The organism is Vibrio hepatarius, assembly GCF_011806575.1.
Taxonomy (GTDB): Bacteria; Pseudomonadota; Gammaproteobacteria; order Enterobacterales; family Vibrionaceae; genus Vibrio; species Vibrio hepatarius_A.
In genome coordinates this window covers 32,791-51,224 of the sequence record NZ_JAATOO010000015.1, presented here as the reverse complement: position 1 = coordinate 51,224, position 18,434 = coordinate 32,791, and the positions used below count along the sequence as shown (strand labels likewise).

Below are 18,434 nucleotides of genomic sequence, written 5' to 3'. Positions count from 1 at the left end.
CAGCGTCAATCGCCTGCAAACATGTAACCTTCACCGTGCACCGTGACAAAGATTTGCGGGTTCTTAGGGTCAAACTCCATCTTCGCACGCATACGACGAATCAGGACATCGATGGTACGGTCATTTGGCGCATCGACGCGGTGACTAATCATGTTGAGAATGCGTTCTCTGCTAAGAACCTGATTAGGATAAGACGAAAGTGCCACCAGCAGCTCGTACTCTGCTTTTGTCAACTTCACAGGTTCACCTGCTTGGCTTAGCGCACGGCGCTGTACGTCAAAGGTCCAATCACCAAAACGTACAATATTGCCGCCTTGCTTGTCCTCGTCAACTGAGCTAGAACCGCTGCGTGCCGTCGAGATTCGCCAAAGTAGATTTTTAACACGCACGAGTAACTCGCGAAGCTCAAATGGCTTGGTTACGTAATCGTCAGCACCCATTTCAAGGCCGACAATCTTATCAATGCTATCCGTGCGTCCTGTTACCAGGATAATCCCAATGTCAGATTTACTGCGAAGTTCGCGAGTCAGCATCAAGCCATCTTCACCAGGAAGATTGATGTCTAACATCACCAAGTCAATCGCATTTTTCTGTAGTGACTCACGCATTTCCTCGCCACTTTCAGCTTCACTAACTTGGTAACCTTCATTTTGAAAGTAGCCAACTAGCTTGCTGCGAGTTACTGCGTCATCTTCTACAACTAATACGTGATAGCTCATTTACACCACTTATTTACATTGGTCATCGTTTAGGTTTGTATTCTATTCATAACTAGTAACATTTCTAGTATTTGTCACTTTAAAATTAAGAAAGATGATTTTTTATTGATTCAAGACAAAACCACACCACCTGTTCATTTTTCAGCACATTTTCACTTATTTACTCACAACTGGCGTTATCGCTATTCATTTTTATTGGTTAGACTAGTCAGTAGTTATTTTAGGAGTAATACCTAATGCAAGAAATTAAAGCATTTAATGAAAAACGCGCAGAAATTTACTGGTGGTTATCTAGCCTGTTTGCCAAAGAGTTAACGCAAGAAAGTATAGACCAATACCATTCGGCTGAGATTCGTTCTTTTTTAACCGGTCTTGGCGAAAACGAGACATTGAAACCCGCGGTTACAAAATTTATCGACGCGCTCAATCGCCTGATGGATCGCGAAGATGCTCAACTTGAGCTCGCGGCAGACTTCTGTGACTTATTCCTTAAATCGGATAGAGACTCGGCTCTACCATACGCCTCAATTTATTTGGGTAAATCCGGTTTGTTGAATGACTTTCCCGCTAAAGAAATGGAAGAGTTGATGCAAAAACATGGCGTGATGGTGAATAAGCAACTGAACGAGCCTGCTGACCACATCGCTATCGAGCTCGATTTCCTCGGAAATCTCATCATTCGCTCAAATGAGTTAGAGAGCGAAGACGAGATGGAAAATGCACTAATTCAACAAGACAACTTTATCCAGACTCAGCTTCTGAGCTGGACGCCAAAGTTTGCCGAGAAATGCCAAACACTGGATAAATTTGGCTTCTATTCAGCTGTAACATTACTGCTCGTTGCCTTCCTGCAACTCGATAGCAGCTACTTAAAGGGCGAATAAAAAACCACACGTTTTGTGACCCTTCACAGGTAACGAACACCTTTTTGTTTGCTCTTATCAGGTTTGCGGTCTAAAATCGTGACCGCAAACGATAAAAACGAATTTAATAAATACAAACCGCTAATTAACAGCGGTTTTTGTGTTTCTGATACTTCTGCCAGATTCTTCTAAACTTTGGATAAGCACTCTCGGCAGTCATCGACAGGACAAAACCTTATGGCCACTATAAAAGACGTTGCCCGCTTAGCCGGTGTGTCAACAACAACGGTTTCACACGTAATCAATAAAACACGCTTTGTTGCTGAAGCTACTCAAGAAAAAGTAATGGAAGCAGTACAAGAGCTTAATTACGCCCCAAGCGCAGTCGCTCGTAGCCTGAAGTGTAACAGTACACGTACGATCGGTATGCTGGTGACTCAATCGACTAACTTGTTCTTCTCTGAAGTTATCGACGGCGTAGAAAGCTACTGTTACCGCCAAGGTTACACACTGATTTTGTGTAACACTGGTGGTATTTACGAAAAGCAACGTGACTACATCCGTATGTTGGCAGAAAAACGTGTAGACGGCATTTTGGTGATGTGCTCTGACCTGACAGAAGAGCTGAGCGAAATGCTCGACCGCCATAAGGATATCCCAAAAGTGATCATGGACTGGGGCCCAGAAAGCTCGCAGGCAGATAAGATCATCGATAACTCGGAGGAAGGTGGCTACCTAGCGACTAAATACCTTATCGACCGTGGTCATAAAGACATCGCTTGCCTAAGTGGTCACTTTGAGAAACTGGCGTGTCAGGAACGTATTGCTGGTTACCGACGTGCAATGGCAGAAGCCAATCTATCCGTTGACGAAGACTGGATTTTAGAAGGTAACTTCGAATGTGATACTGCGGTACTCGCTGCTGATAAAATTGTCGCTATGGACAAAAAACCTACTGCAATTTTCTGTTTTAACGACACAATGGCACTTGGCTTAATGAGTCGTCTGCAACAGAAAGCCATCCGCATCCCAGAAGACATGTCTGTGATCGGCTATGACAATATCGAGTTGGCGGAATATTTCTCTCCACCGCTAACGACGGTACACCAACCTAAACGTCGTGTCGGTAAAAACGCATTTGAAATCCTGCTTGAGCGTATCAAAGATAAAGAGCATGAAAAGCGCGTTTTCGAAATGCACCCAGAGATTGTAGAGCGCTTTACCGTCCGCGATCTCAATAAATAATTGATTATGCGCGTTTAATGAATAATCCGATCGGTGATTAAACGCGCAAACTCCTTGGGAAATACGGAATTAAGATCACGTTTACCCCATCCTGTTGTGATACTAAGCTCAAATATTATTTATTCTCTCTTAGTTCGACTAGAGCCACGCACAGGGCAAACTATTTCGAAAGGATAGGACGCAAAGCCTCCGGCCTAAGTATGAATATACATGGTAGCGGGGTTGCCGATGGCAAAATGCAAATGCAATAAACACGGTTCTTCGTCAACAAGGTGTTCCGCTCTCTTCCGGAACCGTATTCTAAAGTGGTTCATTAAAACACATGGAATATGCACTTGTATGACACCTTATTGACATTGTGTCTGCGTTATTTTGCTACTCTCTCGGACCTGAATTGGTGGCGTATACATATACACCGAGAAAACACAGCATGGATAAACCAATACTAAAAGACTCGATGAGACTATTTGAACAATTAGGTCAAATACACTCTCGTTCGATGTTCGGCGGCTTCGGCATCTTCGCGGACGATACAATGTTTGCACTAGTGGTCAATGACAAGCTGCACATGAGAGCAAATAGCAAACTCTCAAAACAGTTTAAAGCGTTGGGGCTAGAACCATACATTTATAAAAAACGCGGTTTTCCCGTTGTTACCAAATATTTTGCACTTACAGATGAATGGGTTGCTGATACACAGCGAACTTTGGATATTGCTCAAGAAGCGCTCAGCGCTGCGAAAGAAGAGAAACAACGTCAATCTATAGCTAAACCTAACCGTTTAAAAGATTTGCCAAACCTTCGTTTAGCGACGGAAAGAATGCTTAAGAAAGCAGGCATTGATGATGTTGAGTCTCTTGAAGAAGCAGGTGCAGTTGAAGCATTCAAAGCGATTCAGTCAACACACACATCGAGTGTAAATATTGAACTTCTATGGGCGTTAGAAGGGGCGATCAACGGCACTCACTGGTCAGTGATACCTCACTCGCGTCGAGAAGAGCTGCTTGAACAGCTAAAAAATTGAGTATAACTAAATGAAAAAAGTCAGCTTGTGCTGACTTTTTTTATATCTAGAGGAAATTTTAAACTGAGTTTGACGTTCTTATCCGGTATATCAATAATTTCGTGTACTGAAGGTTATTTACCTTCCCATGCTGCGCGTACACGCGGCGTTTAATAGGGTGTTGTTATGAACAAAAAATTGATCCTTGGTTTGCTACTTGTTGGCTTAATTGTTTTCCTAGCCGTCAATTTTGGCCAATACCTCACCCTTGAAAACGCTAAAGCGCAACAAATTGCCCTAGCCGATTACATTGATAGTAATTTTGCTCTCGCGGCATCGGTTTACTTTCTTGTCTACATCGCGATTACCGCCTTTTCCATTCCCGGCGCAGCGGTTGTCACGCTATTAGGTGCTGCGCTATTCGGTTTCTGGACTAGCTTGGTATTGGTTTCGTTCGCTAGCACCATCGGCGCGACGCTAGCCTTTTTAAGCAGCCGATTCTTATTAAGAGAATGGGTACAAAGCAAATTCGGTGATAAACTCAATGCCATCAACCAAGGTATCAAACGTGATGGCGCATTTTACCTATTCTCATTACGCTTGATCCCCGTGTTTCCGTTTTTCCTTATCAACTTGCTGATGGGGTTAACGCCACTTTCGACAGCACGTTTTTATTTGGTTAGCCAATTAGGCATGCTGCCGGGTACCGCGGTGTACCTCAACGCTGGTACGCAATTGGCGCAAATCGAAAGCTTATCGGGTATTGTATCCCCTTCCGTATTGCTCTCTTTCGCGTTACTCGGTCTATTCCCAGTATGTGCGAAATGGGTGATGACAAAACTAAAAGGGGCACCGCAAACGGGTAACGGTCATTCTTAATGAAGATTTTCACCGCCTACAATCCAACTGAAGCACATATCGTGTGCGAACTGCTTAAATCGCAGCAAATATCCTGTGAAGTGCGAGGAGAAGGTATCTTTGGTTTGCAGGGCGAGATCCCTTTTGGAGAGCAGAGTGAACCTTATGTGTGGCTATTGGATGTCTCTCAAGTAGACGCTGCGCGAGCAATTGTTGGTGATTATCAGAAACCTGATACTGGACGAGCCTGGCGTTGCCAAAAGTGCGGAGAAAGTAACGAGCCTCAGTTTGCGCTGTGCTGGAACTGTGGCTCTGAATCCCCTTAAGCGGGTTTGATCTGCTGTTTGATAAACGCAATCGAGTGCTGGTTGAACTCATCTGGTCGCTCGACGTTACACACGTGGCCACAATCTGGGATCTCTAATAGTTGACTGTGGCTGTGAACCTCGACCATCTCTTTCACTGGCTTGATAAACATGTAATCCCGTTCCCCCATCAGATACAAGGTTGGAATAGGTAATTCACGTTCTTTAAAGTAGCGCATCAGCGGATTCACTTCGGACGTAAGAATGAACCAACGCTTAAATTCCTTCTGACACAGTTTCTTGGCTTCGCGGACAAACAAGTGACGCGACTCTTTTTGTGTTCGCTGCGGCATCACAATGTAGGCAAATAAGCTGTATAACCACATGTATGGCACGATATGCTTGCAAAGACCACCTACACGGACAAGGAACTGTGAACGAGTGTTAAGGCGGGTTACAGCGCCTCCTAGCACCATTGACTTCACACGTTCTGCAGAAATCTCTGCAATGTTGCGCACAATGATGGTTCCCAACGACATTCCGACAAAATGCGCCGAGGAGATCTTTAAGTGGTCAAGTACCTTAACGATATCTTGAGTGACTTCTTTGAAGGTATAACGATTGGCGATCAGTTCTTTGAGCAATTGATTGGATTTACCGTGACCACGCAGGTCGACGAAAAGTAGGTTGAAATGCTGTTTGTATGCTTTGATCTGTTTAAACCAGATCGATGAACTGCCACCCGCACCATGCACAAACACCACCCATTCATCGCTGGTTGGATGTTCGAACGTTTTATGAAAAAGCAGGGATGAAGTCATATCGCTAATATTACCAAATTGACCGACTCACTTTCCGGTCGTTATCAAAGAACTTTGTAAATAATTATATAACGCCACTTGCTAAGCACAATCTTGTCCCCCTCAGACTGTGTCGCTGACAGAAAGCAAAGGCAACGTAGGCAGTGGCTGAAAGTACTCGTTTGCGGGCATGCAGCCTACCACAAAGTCGCGCGCTTTTATTTCCTCAAAATCAAATTCGTGTTCTTAGACATGGGATTAAAATGAAAAAAGGCGCCAATTGACGCCTTTGCTCTAACTTTATCAGTATTGAAATGCTTGTTGGTAAAGCTTGAGGTACTCCTGAGCGGCTTTATTCCAACAGAAGTTCTGTTGCATCGCATAAAGCTGCACGCGTCGGATCTCGCTGAGTTGCTGAGCATACAGCAGTAACGAGCGCTGCATCGTCAGCAATAAAACGGTGGGTTCTGGTTCTTGAAATACAAAACCAGTCGCCACTAGCGGGTCTGCATCAAAATCTTGCACGCTATCTTTCAAGCCACCAACACCGCGAACTATCGGCAGTGTGCCATAAGCCATACTGTAGATCTGATTCAAACCACAAGGTTCAAATTCAGATGGCATCAAGAAGAAGTCTGAGCCAGCCTCAACCAAGTGAGCCAAACCGTTATCGTAGGCTTCGATAAACTTAAACTTATCGCTATGTAACGCTTCAACTTCTTTAAGTTGCGACGCGAGCACAGGATCACCGGTACCGACCACGACAACCTGTACATCGTTGTTGAGGAACTGAGACAAGATTGGCAATAGATAGTGAACGCCCTTCTGGTTGGTCAAACGACAGACCATACCGTACATGGCAACATCTCTGACCGGCAAACCTACTCGTTTTTGCAACTCGCGCTTACAAGCACTTTTGCCTTCAACCATACTTGCTTCATCAGCTTGGTAGTTCGCAGGCAGCAGAGGATCCGTTTCAGGGTTCCACGCCGAATAGTCGCATCCATTAAGGATACCGACTAAATCACCTGCGCGTGACTGAAACTCAGCCGCCATACCATGGCTACCTAGCTGCGTCTTCAACTCTTCAGCATAGGTTGGGCTAACTGCATTAATTTTATCTGCATTCATCACACCGGCTTTGAGCATAGTGACATGAGTCGTGCTTACCGCAGCATCGGGTGCGTATCGCCCGTGAAACTCAGGTAAACATTGCAGCTCGTCGTAACTGAACACTCCTTTGAATACCGCATTATGGATAGAGATGACACTTTTGGTCTGAGCAAAAAACGCATCGTTTCCATAGCGATGTTTCAGTAGGAATGGCACAAAGCCTGTATGCCAATCATTGGCATGAATGATGTCAGGTTGAAAACCAAGTTTAGGCAACATGTCAAGACACGCTGCACTAAAGAACGCAAAACGCTCGCCATTGTCTTGATACGCTTGGTTATTTTCAGCGTACATTTCTGGACGGTCAAAATACTGCGCACAATCAATCGCGTAGACTTTCACGCCTGCAGTCGTCAATTCGCGAACTTTGTATTCAGTATGAGGCCAATGCTCTAGTTTGGTTTCCAGCAAAACTGGTGCAGATTCAATACCATTAACCTTTCGGTATGCAGGAAGGGTTAATCGAACATCTTGATCAAGCTCTAGGAGTGCTTCAGGCAGTGCCTTGGCAACATCTGCCAAGCCACCGCTTTTAATCAATCCTTCAACTTCCGATGCTACAAAGAGAATAGAAAAATTCTTAGTAGCCAACGCGTGCTCCTTTTGGAATTACAACAATGCCGTTTTCAGACACATGGTACAGTTTTTTATCTTCCGTTAGGTTAACACCAATTTGCGTACCTGGGGCGATATCTGCATCTTTATCAATAATCACACGACGAAGTACACAGCCTTCACCTACTTTCACATCACCTAAAAGAATACATTCGCTGACATCACATGCCGACGCGATATTACTGCGGAAACCAAGCACCGATTTTTCGATTCTTGAGCCTCGCACATAACTACCGTTACACACTAGACTATCAATGATTTGTACACGGCCATTCACCGAGTCTGTAAACGTTGCAGGCGGCAGCGGGGGGTAGTAAGTATGTAGCGGCCATTTACGGTTGTACAAAGAGAATGCGCTGTCTTTACCCAGCAGATCCATATGCGCTTCCCAGTACGCCTCAATCGTACCTACATCGCGCCAGTAAACTTCCTCTTTCTCGCCCGGAATGGTGTTCAAGCTAAAGTCGTACACGTAAACATCGCCACTTGGGTACATTTTTGGAATGATGTCGTGGCCAAAGTCGTGCGTTGACTCTGGGTTATCTGCGTCTTCAATCAGTTCATTAAATAGCGTTTGTGCTTCAAAAATATAGTTCCCCATCGATACTAATGCATGCTCAGGGTCACCAGGAATAGATTTTGGGTTGGCAGGTTTTTCTTCGAAGCCAATCATGCGGCCATCTTCGTCTACTTCGATTACGCCGAATTGAGATGCTTCAGATAGCGGCATACGAAGTGCCGAAACAGTAAGAGATGCTTGTTTTTCTTGATGGAAAGTCAACATCTGTTTGATATCCATCTTATAGATGTGGTCAGAACCAAAAATACAGACATGATCAGGTTCTGCAAGTTCCATAAAACGTAGGTTTTGATAGATTGCGTCTGCGGTACCTTCGTACCAACGTTTACCTGTACGCATTTGCGCAGGAATGGGGTCAATGAAACGATCTGTAATACCACTAATGTTCCAGCCTTTTTTTAGGTGATGGAACAAGGATTGCGATTTAAATTGGGTTAGAACATAGATGCGCATCAGATCAGCGTTAATAAAGTTATTTAGCGCGAAATCGATTAGTCGATAACTACCTCCGAATGGTACCGAAGGTTTACTGCGAGATTCAGTCAATGGACGTAAGCGTGAGCCTTCTCCACCAGCAAGGATCATACCTAAAACACCAGCCATATAGTTCTCTCCATTTTATAGTTTTTGGATAAGCTTAATGTAGGGCTTATCTCACTTTTCTTAAACTACCCGCAGAGACTCGTTGGATAGTTTAGACAACAAGCGTAACAAGCAGTCATTTAGCGCACTCAGCAAACCAAACAACTCATCTACACGTTATCGTATTTCAGGAAGATTACAATTTGATTTGCACGTTACTAATAACCGTACAATGAATACTTTTAATGACCCGGAAGTGGCTCACATTATCTTGGAATTGAAGTACAAAACTGTCCCAATAAGGCGACATAAAAGTGACATTCATCTCATATCAGTTTCATATGAAATAACGCTTATAGCGAGGAAGCTCAAGGGCTGAGGCACTACCCTCTGTAGGTAGAAAACGAAAAGCGAGTTTTGACTCGTTAGCAAGTGTAGCAACAATTTAAAAATATGCGTCCCACGAAAAAGCAGCCTTTCGGCTGCTTAATTCGCATTATCTTAACCTATTTTTTTGCCGGCTTCTTGCGTTTATCTGTGATTTCCCACTTACCGTCGACATACAAAGCAGTGTAACCAGAAGGCTTACCATCAATCTCTGAACGTACGTAGTTTTCTTTAGACTTACGGCTAAAGCGAACTACCATCGGTAGACCATCCGGGTCTTTTTGTGGCGCTTCCGTCAGGTAGTGGAATTTTGGCGATAAACGGTCTTTGAACCTCACCAACTCTTCAACCAACGGTGCACGAGTTTCGCGCGATTTAGGGAACGTGCTCGCGGCTAAGAACAGACCTGAGGCACCATCACGAAGTACAAAGTACGCATCTGAGTTTTCACATGGAAGCTCAGGAAGGTGCACTGGATCTTCTTTTGGTGGCGCCACTTCGCCATTCTTTAGAATCTTACGCGTGTTCTTACACGTTTCACTAGTACAGTCCATGTACTTACCAAAACGACCATTCTTCAGTACCATGTCACTGCCACACTTGTCACACTCAACAACTGGGCCGTCATAGCCTTTCACTTTGTATTCGCCGTGCTCGACTACATAACCTTCACAGTTCGGGTTATTACCACAAACGTGCAGTTTACGCTTATCGTCGATTAGGTAAGCGTCCATCGCGGTTTCACAGATAGGACAACGCTTCTTAGCGCGAAGGGCAGCAGTTTCAACGTCTTCTTCAAGTACATTGATAATGCCTTCTTCGTCACCTAGATTGATGGTTGTTTTACAACGCTCTTTCGGTGGCAATGCATAACCCGAACAACCTAGGAACACACCAGTTGACGCGGTACGTATACCCATCGGACGTGAACAAGTCGGACACTCAATGTCGGTGTAGACGATGTGGTTTGGCTTCATACCACCATGGTCTTCGTCTTGTTCCGCTTTTTCTAGGTCACCAGTAAAGTCTTTGAAGAAATTATCCAGTACGCCTTTCCAGTTCACTTGACCTTCCGCGATTTGGTCAAGTTTTTCTTCCATGCGTGACGTAAACTCATAGTTCATCAACTCATGGAAACTGTCATCCAGACGGTCAGTAACGATTTCACCCATTTTCTCAGCGTAGAAACGGCGCTGATCGACTTTTACGTAACCACGGTCTTGAATCGTTGAAATGATCGATGCGTAGGTAGACGGACGGCCAATACCACGCTTCTCAAGCTCTTTAACCAACGCGGCTTCCGTAAAGCGTGCTGGCGGCTTGGTGAAGTGTTGCTTAGGATCGAGTTTAATCAGTTCGATCTTATCACCGACTTGAACCGCAGGCAGGATTTGGTCTTCGTTCTTACCTAACGGACGTTGAACACGAGTCCAACCATCAAACTTAAGGATGCGACCTTTTGCTTTCAGCGTGTACTCTGCCGCTTTGACACTGACAGTAGTCGAGTCGTATTTTGCTGGCGTCATCTGACAAGCAACAAATTGATTCCAAATCAGCGAGTAGAGCTTGTGAGCGTCTGCTTCCATACCGTTTAGGTCTTCCGCTTTCACTGTCACATCTGAAGGACGAATCGCTTCGTGCGCTTCTTGTGCACCTTGCTTGCTACCGTACACATTCGCTTTCGCTGGCAGGTAAGCTTCACCAAATTCGCTGTTGATGTAGTCACGAACAGTATCAACCGCTTCCGCACTTAGGTTCGTCGAGTCAGTACGCATGTAGGTGATGTAACCCGCTTCGTACAGACGCTGCGCGAGCATCATGGTTTTCTTAACGCCGTAACCGAGTCGCGTACTTGCCGCTTGTTGTAGCGTAGAAGTAATAAATGGTGCAGAAGGCTTGCTTGATGTCGGACGGTCTTCACGCTTACACACTTCGTAAGCGGCCTTTTCCAACACTGATATTGCCGCGTTAGTTTCCGTTTCATTGACCGGCTTAAATGCAGAGCCGTCTTTTTGCGCAACTTGTAAACGGAAATCTGTTTTATCTGCCGTTTTGGTGTCCGCGTGAATATCCCAGAATTCTTCTGGAACAAACGCTTTGATTTCGCGCTCACGCTCAACAAGTAGTTTTACCGCAACAGACTGTACACGACCCGCAGACAGACCACGCGCGACTTTCTTCCATAAGAGTGGTGAGACCATAAAGCCTACTACTCGGTCCATGAAACGACGCGCTTGCTGTGCGTTAACCCCATCCATACTCAACTCACCAGGACTCTGGAAAGCTTGTTGGATAGCGTTTTTGGTAATCTCGTTAAATACAACGCGTTTGTATCGCTCTTCATCGCCACCGATGATCTCACGAAGGTGCCAAGCGATAGCCTCTCCCTCGCGGTCTAAATCGGTTGCGAGATAGACACAATCTGCATCTTTCGCCAGCTTCTGAAGTTCAGCAACCACTTTCTCTTTGCCAGGAAGCACTTGGTAGTTTGCTTCCCAACCATGATATGGGTCGATACCCATTTTCTTGATCAGTGATTTACGATCTTTTTCTTTTTTGATTCGGGCTTTTTCTTCAGGGCTTAAGCCTTTGGTTGATACCGCTGCTGCTTTCTGACCAGTACTTTGGCCAGCAGTTGGTAGATCACGTACGTGACCTACGCTGGACTTTACAATGAAGTCCTTACCTAAATACTTATTGATGGTTTTCGCTTTGGCTGGCGACTCCACAATAACCAGTGACTTACCCATATTTGACTCAAGTGTCCTATAATGAATGCGACGCCTTTTAGCGCACGACATACTTAATAATTAAGTTCTTTTTTTACTATTGAGCGAGAATACTAGAAGATCAATACCTTTTTTCAAAATTCATTTTGACTGCTCGACAATTCGACGAATGCCGCCAAGTTTGAAAGTGTCACATACTAAACGTCACTATTCAGGTTCTGCTAGTCGGTAATGGGTTTTTATGTCTTTTGTCACAAAACCAAACCTGATTACACACCAGACTCTTCGCTCTTCATTGATCTAGGGCATTTGAAATCACCCTCGAAATTCCTACAATCACTTTCACCTCTTTTATATAAAGCTAATAACCCAAGAGTAAGATCATGAGTGAGAAGAAAGTCATTTCAAAATTTGAGCTGTTGTTGATCGCCAACCACGTTATTCAAGAGCACGACGACTATATCGAAGGCATGCGAGCCGACAGCGTCGAAGAAAAAGATGACGTGCTGGTATTTAAAGGCGAATACTTCTTGGATGAGAATGGGTTACCAACGCCAAAAACAACCGCAGTATTTAACATGTTTAAGTACCTAGCCCATCATTTATCTAAAGAATTTACCTTAGAGAAATAACAGACCAGAAAAAAGCCAGAGCGTAAACTCTGGCTTTTTCATGCAATGAACTAACAGCTTAACGACTCTAGCTTATCAAAGTAGTCAGGGAACGTCTTTGAGGTACATTTTGGGTCATTGATGGTCACTGGCGTGTCACTCAGAGCAACCAATGAAAAACACATTGCCATTCGGTGGTCGTCATAGGTGTCGATTGCAGCGTGCTTCAGTTGAGCAGGTGGCGTGACGATAATGTAATCTTCCCCCTCTTCCACTTCCGCACCGACTTTGCGTAGCTCAGTTGCCATTGCTGCCAGACGGTCTGTTTCTTTTACGCGCCAGTTGTACACGTTACGAATTGCCGTTGTACCTTCTGCAAACAGAGCTGTGGTCGCGATCGTCATTGCCGCGTCTGGGATATGGTTAAAGTCCATATCAACCGCTTTCAACTGACCGACACGAGAGATCACGTAGTCATCGCCCCATTCAATTTCAGCGCCCATTTTTTCTAGCGCGTCAGCAAATTGAATGTCACCTTGAATACTCTTCCTACCAATACCGGTAACTTTGATTTCACCGCCTTTGATCGCCGCCGCCGCTAAAAAGTAAGACGCTGATGACGCATCACCTTCAACCAAGAAATCGCCAGGAGCAATGTACGATTGGCCGCTACGGATAACAAATTCTTGGTAGTCACGGTTTTCAACTTCAACGCCAAACTGCGCCATAATGTGCAGCGTAATATCGATGTACGGTTTAGAAACGAGTTCACCGATGATCTTTATCGTCACATCGTCTTGCGCAAGTGGCGCAGACATTAAAAATGCGGTCAGGAACTGGCTTGAGATAGAACCGTCAATTTCGACCGTACCGCCGGCTAGACCAGTACCGGTAATCTTAAGCGGTGGGTAATTTTCATTTTCCAAGTATTCTACTTGCGCACCAGCTTGTTTAAGAGCCTCCACCAAGTGGCCGATTGGGCGCTCTTTCATACGTGGCTCACCGGTTAACACAAACTCGCCACGGCCTAAACACAGTGCTGCCGCCAATGGACGCATCGCAGTACCCGCGTTACCAAGAAACAGCTCTTGAGCTTCTGTCGCTTCAAACGCTTTGCCCAGACCTTCCACTTCACACACGGTTTTGTCATCCGAAAGCTGATACTTAACGCCAAGCTTAGTCAGCGCATTCAGCATATGACGGATATCGTCACTGTCGAGCAGGTTAGTTAGACGCGTCGTTCCTTTTGCCAACGCAGCCAAAAGTAGCGCGCGGTTAGAAACACTTTTTGAACCAGGTAAGTTAACCTCACCATTGACTTTATTGATAGGTTGTAACGTAAGGCTTTCCATTAAAATTGATATTCCTTGCTCGCCCAGCCTTACTCACCGGACGATGAAAAATTCTTCGTACTTGCAGACTATCTAAAAACTTTACGTAAAACTAGCCTCTAATCGGCATTAAATAAGGATATTTATGCAGTTTAGGATGAAGTACTACCAGTTCGCCATCAGTACTCTTTATCCACTCTGACTCCATCGTCAAAATAGAGGATACGAACTCTATCACCACGCTCAAACAGCATGTTGTTGTCCACATCTTGAATAACGTCAATCAACTTCCCTTTTTCGGTTTTGATCAAAATCTCTACCAAACGATATTCGACCCGATATTCTTGCTGAGCTTGGTTTCTCACTATCGTTGCTCCAGCCACCGCGCCAATCGCCGTGGCGACTTCTTTGCCTCGTCCGCCACCAAACTGATTGCCTATCACACCACCAACCACGGCCCCCAGCAGCGTCTCCCAGCCGTTGTGTTCCGCGCGAACCACATCCTGTTGGGTCATGTAACGGACTGTTTCAACTTGGCCAAACACGACATCATTTACTGGTCGGGCTTTATTTCTTTCATACGCTGCATTGGCAAGCAAAGGAAAAATCAATAATATCCATAACCACTTTCTCATACCTTGTTTCCTCGTATTTATGGCAATTTATCTGACTGAGTTAGACCCAGACGAATTATGGTTTCCATCACCTGAAGAAGCGCTTAACGACCCGAATGGTCTACTTGCCTTTGGCGGTGATTTGTCGCCAGAGCGATTGCTGCTAGCGTACCAGCATGGCATTTTCCCTTGGTATGGGCCAGGTGAACCCATCTTATGGTGGAACCCTACTCCACGCGCAGTCTTTAACCCTATGACTTTTAAACCCGCCAAAAGTCTCAAAAAATTTCAAAAAAGGCACGCTTATAAGGTAAGTATAAATAAAGCCACTGACTCGGTGATCGATTTCTGTGCCGCAGTACGAAGCAAAGAAGAAACGTGGTTAAACGAAGATATGCGTGCCGCCTACAAACGACTCGCTCAACGAGGAAACTGCCACTCAGTTGAAGTGTGGCAAGATGAGAAGCTCATCGGCGGTTTATACGGTATTTCCGTAGGACAGATTTTTTGTGGCGAGTCGATGTTTAGCTTGAGCACCAACGCGTCAAAAGTCGCACTGTGGTACTTTTGCCATCACTTTCAGCAGTTTGGCGGTAAGTTAATCGACTGCCAAGTGATGAATCCTCACCTTAAATCTTTGGGAGCGTATGAATTGCAGCGAGAGGAATTTGCGCAAACACTGCTATCCTATAGAAACGAGCCTATCGATAAACGTTGTTTTAGTGAACAGTGGTTGGCATTACCGCTAGAGGGTATAAATGAGCTCTGATCTTCAGCAAATACGTATTGGCCTGACTGACAGCCATCCTTGTAGCTACTTGACCGAACGACAGGAACGAGTGGCAGTGGCGCTTGATCCCGCAATGCACACAACCTCGAACTACGAAGTATTACTCGCAAACGGATTCCGACGCAGCGGAAACACCATCTACAAGCCCCATTGCGATAACTGCCAAGCGTGTGAAGCGCTGCGTGTCGCTGTGCCAGATTTCCAGCCGTCAAAAAGCCAGAAAAGGCTGCGCAGCAAGACCCGAGATTATCAGTGGGCGTTCAAATCACACATGGATGATGGTTGGTTTGGCCTTTATTCACGTTACATCGAAGCTCGTCACCATACTGGTTCAATGTATCCGCCTAAGCAGGATGAGTTCGCCCAATTCTCACAGTGTAACTGGCTCAACACCCAATATTTACACCTTTACGACGACGATAAACTGGTCGCGATCGCCGTTACCGACATCCTGACGAACAGTGCCAGCGCCTTCTATACCTTCTATGATCCGGACTACGAAATATCTCTAGGAACACTGGGGGTACTGATTCAACTGGAATACTGTCAGCGAGAAGGAAAACAGTGGCTGTACCTTGGTTATCAAATTGATGAATGTCCAGCAATGAGCTATAAAGTCCGCTTTCAACGCCATCAAAGGCTAGTAAATCAGCGTTGGCGAGGGTAGAATACGCTCCAACTTTACTAAATTCATTTTGTTCGGCATTATACGGCGAGCAAAATTGCCCATTTTTTAAAAGAGGATTAAATGGCTAAAGAAGACGTAATTGAGATGCAAGGCACAGTCCTTGATACTCTTCCAAACACAATGTTCCGTGTTGAGCTAGAAAACGGCCACGTAGTTACTGCTCACATCTCTGGTAAAATGCGTAAGAACTACATCCGTATTCTTACTGGTGACAAAGTAACTGTAGAGATGACTCCATACGATCTATCAAAAGGTCGCATCGTCTTCCGTGCTCGTTAATCTCTGATTATCGAATACAACAAAAAACGGAGCTACATGCTCCGTTTTTTGTGTCTGCGGCTTGGATTATTTACCCATCGCTTCTTTGTAGTGCTGTCGGCATACTGATACGTAGCGGTCATTACCACCAATATCCACTTGCGCCCCTTCGGCAATCGCATTACCGTGCTCATCGGTTCGGATAACCATATTGGCTTTACGACCACAGTGGCAAATAGTTTTTAGCTCAACCAGCTTATCTGCCCAAGAAAGTAAATACTTACTGCCTTCAAACAGCTCACCTAGGAAGTCCGTTCTCAGACCATAGCACAATACTGGAATACCCAATTTATCCACGACTTCCGTCAGTTGGTAAACTTGCTCACGAGTCAAAAACTGACACTCATCGACCAAAATACAGTGACGTTGCTCTACCTCATGCAGCGACGCAATTTCAAAGTACAGGTCCGTATCACTACGGTACAAATGCGCGTCGGATTGCAGACCAATTCGAGAGCTAACTTTACCGACACCGTAACGGTCGTCCAATGCTGCGGTGAAAATGACTGGTGTCATACCGCGCTCTTGATAGTTAAATGAAGATTGAAGAAGAGTGGTGGATTTACCCGCATTCATCGCGGAGTAATAGAAATACATCTGAGCCACAGATTGGTACCTACACTAACCAAGTTATAAACAAAGAAAAGGGCTGTAGTGACAGCCCTTTAGAAAGGTTGATTACTTACGACGCCACGTTGTGCCTTCTGGACCATCTTCCAGAACGATACCCATTTCCGTCAGCTTGTCGCGCGCCATATCCGCGTTCGCCCAATCTTTAGCTGCACGGCTGTCGTTACGAAGCTTAATTAGCGCTTCAATTTCAGCGACTTCGTCATCGTTACCCGCATCACCTTTTAGGAAGGATTCTGGGTCTTGGTGCAAAATACCAATCACATCCGCAAGTTCACGCATTAGCGCACCTAAAGAGTTCGCTGACGATAAGTCTTCTGTTTTCAGACGGTTGATTTCACGCGCCATATCAAACAGAACGGAATAAGCTTCTGGTGTATTGAAGTCATCGTTCATCGCTGCGGCAAAACGCGACACGTACTCTTCACCACCCGCTGCAGAAGCCGTTTGATCTAGGCCACGTAGCGCAGTGTATAAACGCTCTAAAGACGCACGTGCTTGATTGAGGTTTTCTTCGCTGTAGTTCAGTTGGCTACGATAGTGACCAGACATCAGGAAGTAACGCACTGTTTCCGCATCGTAGTGCTGCAATACATCACGAATGGTGAAGAAGTTGCCAAGCGACTTAGACATCTTCTCTTTATCCACCATCACCATGCCGCTGTGCATCCAAGTATTAACGTACTGAGTGCCGTGCGCACAGCAAGATTGTGCAATTTCGTTTTCATGGTGTGGGAACTGCAGGTCAGAACCACCACCGTGAATATCAAAGTGGTTGCCAAGAATTGACGAGTTCATTGCTGAACATTCGATGTGCCAACCCGGACGACCAGGGCCCCACGGTGATTCCCATGTTGGTTCGCCTGGCTTAGACATTTTCCACAGAACAAAGTCCAGTGGGCTGCGTTTTGCACTTTCTACGTCAACGCGGGCACCGGCTTGAAGTTGGTCCAAATCTTGTTTTGATAGCTTACCGTATTCGTCAAATTTACCTACTTCAAACATAACGTCGCCGTTAGAAGCAACGTACGCAAAACCACGTTCAATCAGTTTCTCAACCAATTCGATGATCTCGTCGATGTATTGCGTCGCGCGCGGTTCGATATCAGGGCGCTTCATGTTTAACGCGTCAAAATCTGCGTACATTTCGCCAATCAGACGTTCCGTCAATGAATCACAGCTCTCGCCATTTTCATTCGCACGTTTGATGATTTTGTCGTCGATGTCAGTGATGTTACGTACAAACGTAAGATCATAACCTAGGTAACGTAGGTAGCGAGCCACGACATCAAACGACACAAACGTACGGCCGTGACCGATGTGACAGAGATCGTAGATGGTTACCCCACAGACATACATGCCGACTTTGCCAGCATTGATTGGTTTGAATTCCTCTTTCTGTCTTGTGAGTGTGTTATATATCTTTAACATGATCTCTATCTAATTATTAGGTTAAACAAAATAGTGGGTCAGTATATCAATTCGAGCCATGTTAAGTAATCCCTACAAAGCGTAAAAAGCGCCCAATAATGCCTATACTCATCACTTAGCCTCGACTTTTCGCATGTTAATGTCCGAAAAGTTGAGATAGAA

At 45.2% G+C, this 18,434-nt stretch carries 18 protein-coding genes and 1 riboswitch; of the genes, 9 read left to right on the top strand and 9 right to left on the bottom strand.

Going from position 1 to position 18,434, the window contains the following annotated elements; all coding sequences use genetic code 11:
* Nucleotides 1-5: 5 nt before the first annotated feature.
* Nucleotides 6-719: a two-component system response regulator TorR gene (gene torR / locus HCZ42_RS13230; protein ID WP_167421142.1), complete on the bottom strand. Its 714-nt coding sequence runs from the start codon at nt 717-719 to the stop codon at nt 6-8.
* 236 nt (nt 720-955) lie between these two features.
* Between torR and torD the strand changes: the two genes are divergently transcribed.
* The 5 genes from torD (at nt 956) to HCZ42_RS13205 (ending at nt 5,014) form a co-directional block, all read left to right on the top strand.
* Nucleotides 956-1,603, top strand: coding sequence for a molecular chaperone TorD (gene torD / locus HCZ42_RS13225; RefSeq protein WP_167421141.1), 648 nt, complete (start codon nt 956-958; stop codon nt 1,601-1,603).
* 216 nt (nt 1,604-1,819) lie between these two features.
* Complete coding sequence (gene purR, locus HCZ42_RS13220) at nt 1,820-2,827, top strand: HTH-type transcriptional repressor PurR (RefSeq protein ID WP_167421140.1); 1,008 nt, start codon at nt 1,820-1,822, stop codon at nt 2,825-2,827.
* Nucleotides 2,828-2,971: 144 nt separating this feature from the next.
* Nucleotides 2,972-3,057, top strand: a riboswitch (cyclic di-GMP riboswitch).
* Between the two features lie 200 nt (nt 3,058-3,257).
* Nucleotides 3,258-3,851, top strand: a complete 594-nt coding sequence (locus HCZ42_RS13215) for a TfoX/Sxy family DNA transformation protein (RefSeq protein WP_167421139.1) — start codon at nt 3,258-3,260, stop codon at nt 3,849-3,851.
* Between the two features lie 165 nt (nt 3,852-4,016).
* Nucleotides 4,017-4,709, top strand: a complete 693-nt coding sequence (locus tag HCZ42_RS13210; protein ID WP_167421138.1) for a TVP38/TMEM64 family protein — start codon at nt 4,017-4,019, stop codon at nt 4,707-4,709.
* Nucleotides 4,709-5,014 carry a putative signal transducing protein gene (locus HCZ42_RS13205; protein WP_167421137.1) on the top strand — a complete coding sequence of 102 codons (306 nt, stop codon included), beginning with the start codon at nt 4,709-4,711 and terminating at the stop codon, nt 5,012-5,014. The genes HCZ42_RS13210 and HCZ42_RS13205 overlap by 1 nt, the downstream gene beginning before the upstream one ends.
* On the opposite strand, the gene HCZ42_RS13200 is transcribed toward HCZ42_RS13205, so the two are convergent.
* From HCZ42_RS13200 to topA, 4 genes are all read right to left on the bottom strand, one after another.
* Complete coding sequence (locus HCZ42_RS13200) at nt 5,011-5,814, bottom strand: alpha/beta fold hydrolase (RefSeq protein WP_053410788.1); 804 nt, start codon at nt 5,812-5,814, stop codon at nt 5,011-5,013. The two genes, HCZ42_RS13205 and HCZ42_RS13200, sit on opposite strands and share 4 nt — an antisense overlap.
* A 282-nt stretch (nt 5,815-6,096) precedes the next feature.
* A complete protein-coding gene (glgA, locus tag HCZ42_RS13195; RefSeq protein WP_167421136.1) occupies nt 6,097-7,557 on the bottom strand; it encodes a glycogen synthase GlgA in 1,461 nt (486 codons plus the stop codon).
* Nucleotides 7,547-8,764 (bottom strand): glucose-1-phosphate adenylyltransferase, encoded by a 1,218-nt coding sequence (glgC, locus tag HCZ42_RS13190; protein WP_167421135.1) that lies wholly within the window; start codon nt 8,762-8,764, stop codon nt 7,547-7,549. Before glgC ends, glgA begins: the two co-directional genes overlap by 11 nt.
* 485 nt (nt 8,765-9,249) lie before the next feature.
* A complete protein-coding gene (gene topA, locus HCZ42_RS13185; protein WP_167421134.1) occupies nt 9,250-11,880 on the bottom strand; it encodes a type I DNA topoisomerase in 2,631 nt (876 codons plus the stop codon).
* Nucleotides 11,881-12,242: 362 nt separating this feature from the next.
* On the opposite strand from topA, the gene HCZ42_RS13180 reads away from it, so the two are divergent.
* Nucleotides 12,243-12,491 (top strand): YciN family protein, encoded by a 249-nt coding sequence (locus HCZ42_RS13180; protein ID WP_167421133.1) that lies wholly within the window; start codon nt 12,243-12,245, stop codon nt 12,489-12,491.
* 50 nt (nt 12,492-12,541) lie between these two features.
* Here HCZ42_RS13180 and aroA read toward each other — a convergent pair whose 3' ends face one another.
* Nucleotides 12,542-13,822, bottom strand: a complete 1,281-nt coding sequence (gene aroA / locus HCZ42_RS13175) for a 3-phosphoshikimate 1-carboxyvinyltransferase (RefSeq protein WP_167421132.1) — start codon at nt 13,820-13,822, stop codon at nt 12,542-12,544.
* 158 nt (nt 13,823-13,980) lie between these two features.
* Nucleotides 13,981-14,436: a glycine zipper 2TM domain-containing protein gene (locus tag HCZ42_RS13170; protein WP_167421131.1), complete on the bottom strand. Its 456-nt coding sequence runs from the start codon at nt 14,434-14,436 to the stop codon at nt 13,981-13,983.
* A gap of 19 nt (nt 14,437-14,455) precedes the next feature.
* On the opposite strand from HCZ42_RS13170, the gene aat reads away from it, so the two are divergent.
* The 3 genes from aat to infA all read left to right on the top strand — a co-directional run bounded on the left by aat (nt 14,456) and on the right by infA (nt 16,172).
* Entirely contained in the window at nt 14,456-15,184 is a 729-nt protein-coding gene (gene aat, locus HCZ42_RS13165) for a leucyl/phenylalanyl-tRNA--protein transferase (RefSeq protein ID WP_167421130.1), read from the top strand.
* Nucleotides 15,174-15,872, top strand: coding sequence for an arginyltransferase (locus tag HCZ42_RS13160; RefSeq protein WP_167421129.1), 699 nt, complete (start codon nt 15,174-15,176; stop codon nt 15,870-15,872). Before aat ends, HCZ42_RS13160 begins: the two co-directional genes overlap by 11 nt.
* Nucleotides 15,873-15,953: 81 nt before the next feature.
* Nucleotides 15,954-16,172, top strand: a complete 219-nt coding sequence (infA, locus tag HCZ42_RS13155) for a translation initiation factor IF-1 (protein WP_001040192.1) — start codon at nt 15,954-15,956, stop codon at nt 16,170-16,172.
* 66 nt (nt 16,173-16,238) lie between these two features.
* Here the strand turns inward: infA and HCZ42_RS13150 are convergent, their stop codons facing one another.
* Both HCZ42_RS13150 and cysS read right to left on the bottom strand, forming a co-directional pair.
* Nucleotides 16,239-16,817, bottom strand: a complete 579-nt coding sequence (locus HCZ42_RS13150) for a thymidine kinase (protein WP_167421128.1) — start codon at nt 16,815-16,817, stop codon at nt 16,239-16,241.
* Between the two features lie 72 nt (nt 16,818-16,889).
* Nucleotides 16,890-18,272 (bottom strand): cysteine--tRNA ligase, encoded by a 1,383-nt coding sequence (cysS, locus tag HCZ42_RS13145; protein WP_167421127.1) that lies wholly within the window; start codon nt 18,270-18,272, stop codon nt 16,890-16,892.
* Between the last annotated feature and the right edge of the window lie 162 nt (nt 18,273-18,434).

What these genes read in the sequence shown, in the direction of transcription:
- torR (WP_167421142.1), bottom strand. Translation starts at nt 719, where the DNA reads ATGAGCTATCACGTATTAGTTGTAGAAGATGACGCAGTAACTCGCAGC.
- torD (WP_167421141.1), top strand. Translation starts at nt 956, where the DNA reads ATGCAAGAAATTAAAGCATTTAATGAAAAACGCGCAGAAATTTACTGG.
- purR (WP_167421140.1), top strand. Translation starts at nt 1,820, where the DNA reads ATGGCCACTATAAAAGACGTTGCCCGCTTAGCCGGTGTGTCAACAACA.
- HCZ42_RS13215 (WP_167421139.1), top strand. Translation starts at nt 3,258, where the DNA reads ATGGATAAACCAATACTAAAAGACTCGATGAGACTATTTGAACAATTA.
- HCZ42_RS13210 (WP_167421138.1), top strand. Translation starts at nt 4,017, where the DNA reads ATGAACAAAAAATTGATCCTTGGTTTGCTACTTGTTGGCTTAATTGTT.
- HCZ42_RS13205 (WP_167421137.1), top strand. Translation starts at nt 4,709, where the DNA reads ATGAAGATTTTCACCGCCTACAATCCAACTGAAGCACATATCGTGTGC.
- HCZ42_RS13200 (WP_053410788.1), bottom strand. Translation starts at nt 5,814, where the DNA reads ATGACTTCATCCCTGCTTTTTCATAAAACGTTCGAACATCCAACCAGC.
- glgC (WP_167421135.1), bottom strand. Translation starts at nt 8,764, where the DNA reads ATGGCTGGTGTTTTAGGTATGATCCTTGCTGGTGGAGAAGGCTCACGC.
- topA (WP_167421134.1), bottom strand. Translation starts at nt 11,880, where the DNA reads ATGGGTAAGTCACTGGTTATTGTGGAGTCGCCAGCCAAAGCGAAAACC.
- HCZ42_RS13180 (WP_167421133.1), top strand. Translation starts at nt 12,243, where the DNA reads ATGAGTGAGAAGAAAGTCATTTCAAAATTTGAGCTGTTGTTGATCGCC.
- aroA (WP_167421132.1), bottom strand. Translation starts at nt 13,822, where the DNA reads ATGGAAAGCCTTACGTTACAACCTATCAATAAAGTCAATGGTGAGGTT.
- HCZ42_RS13170 (WP_167421131.1), bottom strand. Translation starts at nt 14,436, where the DNA reads ATGAGAAAGTGGTTATGGATATTATTGATTTTTCCTTTGCTTGCCAAT.
- aat (WP_167421130.1), top strand. Translation starts at nt 14,456, where the DNA reads ATGGCAATTTATCTGACTGAGTTAGACCCAGACGAATTATGGTTTCCA.
- HCZ42_RS13160 (WP_167421129.1), top strand. Translation starts at nt 15,174, where the DNA reads ATGAGCTCTGATCTTCAGCAAATACGTATTGGCCTGACTGACAGCCAT.
- infA (WP_001040192.1), top strand. Translation starts at nt 15,954, where the DNA reads ATGGCTAAAGAAGACGTAATTGAGATGCAAGGCACAGTCCTTGATACT.
- cysS (WP_167421127.1), bottom strand. Translation starts at nt 18,272, where the DNA reads ATGTTAAAGATATATAACACACTCACAAGACAGAAAGAGGAATTCAAA.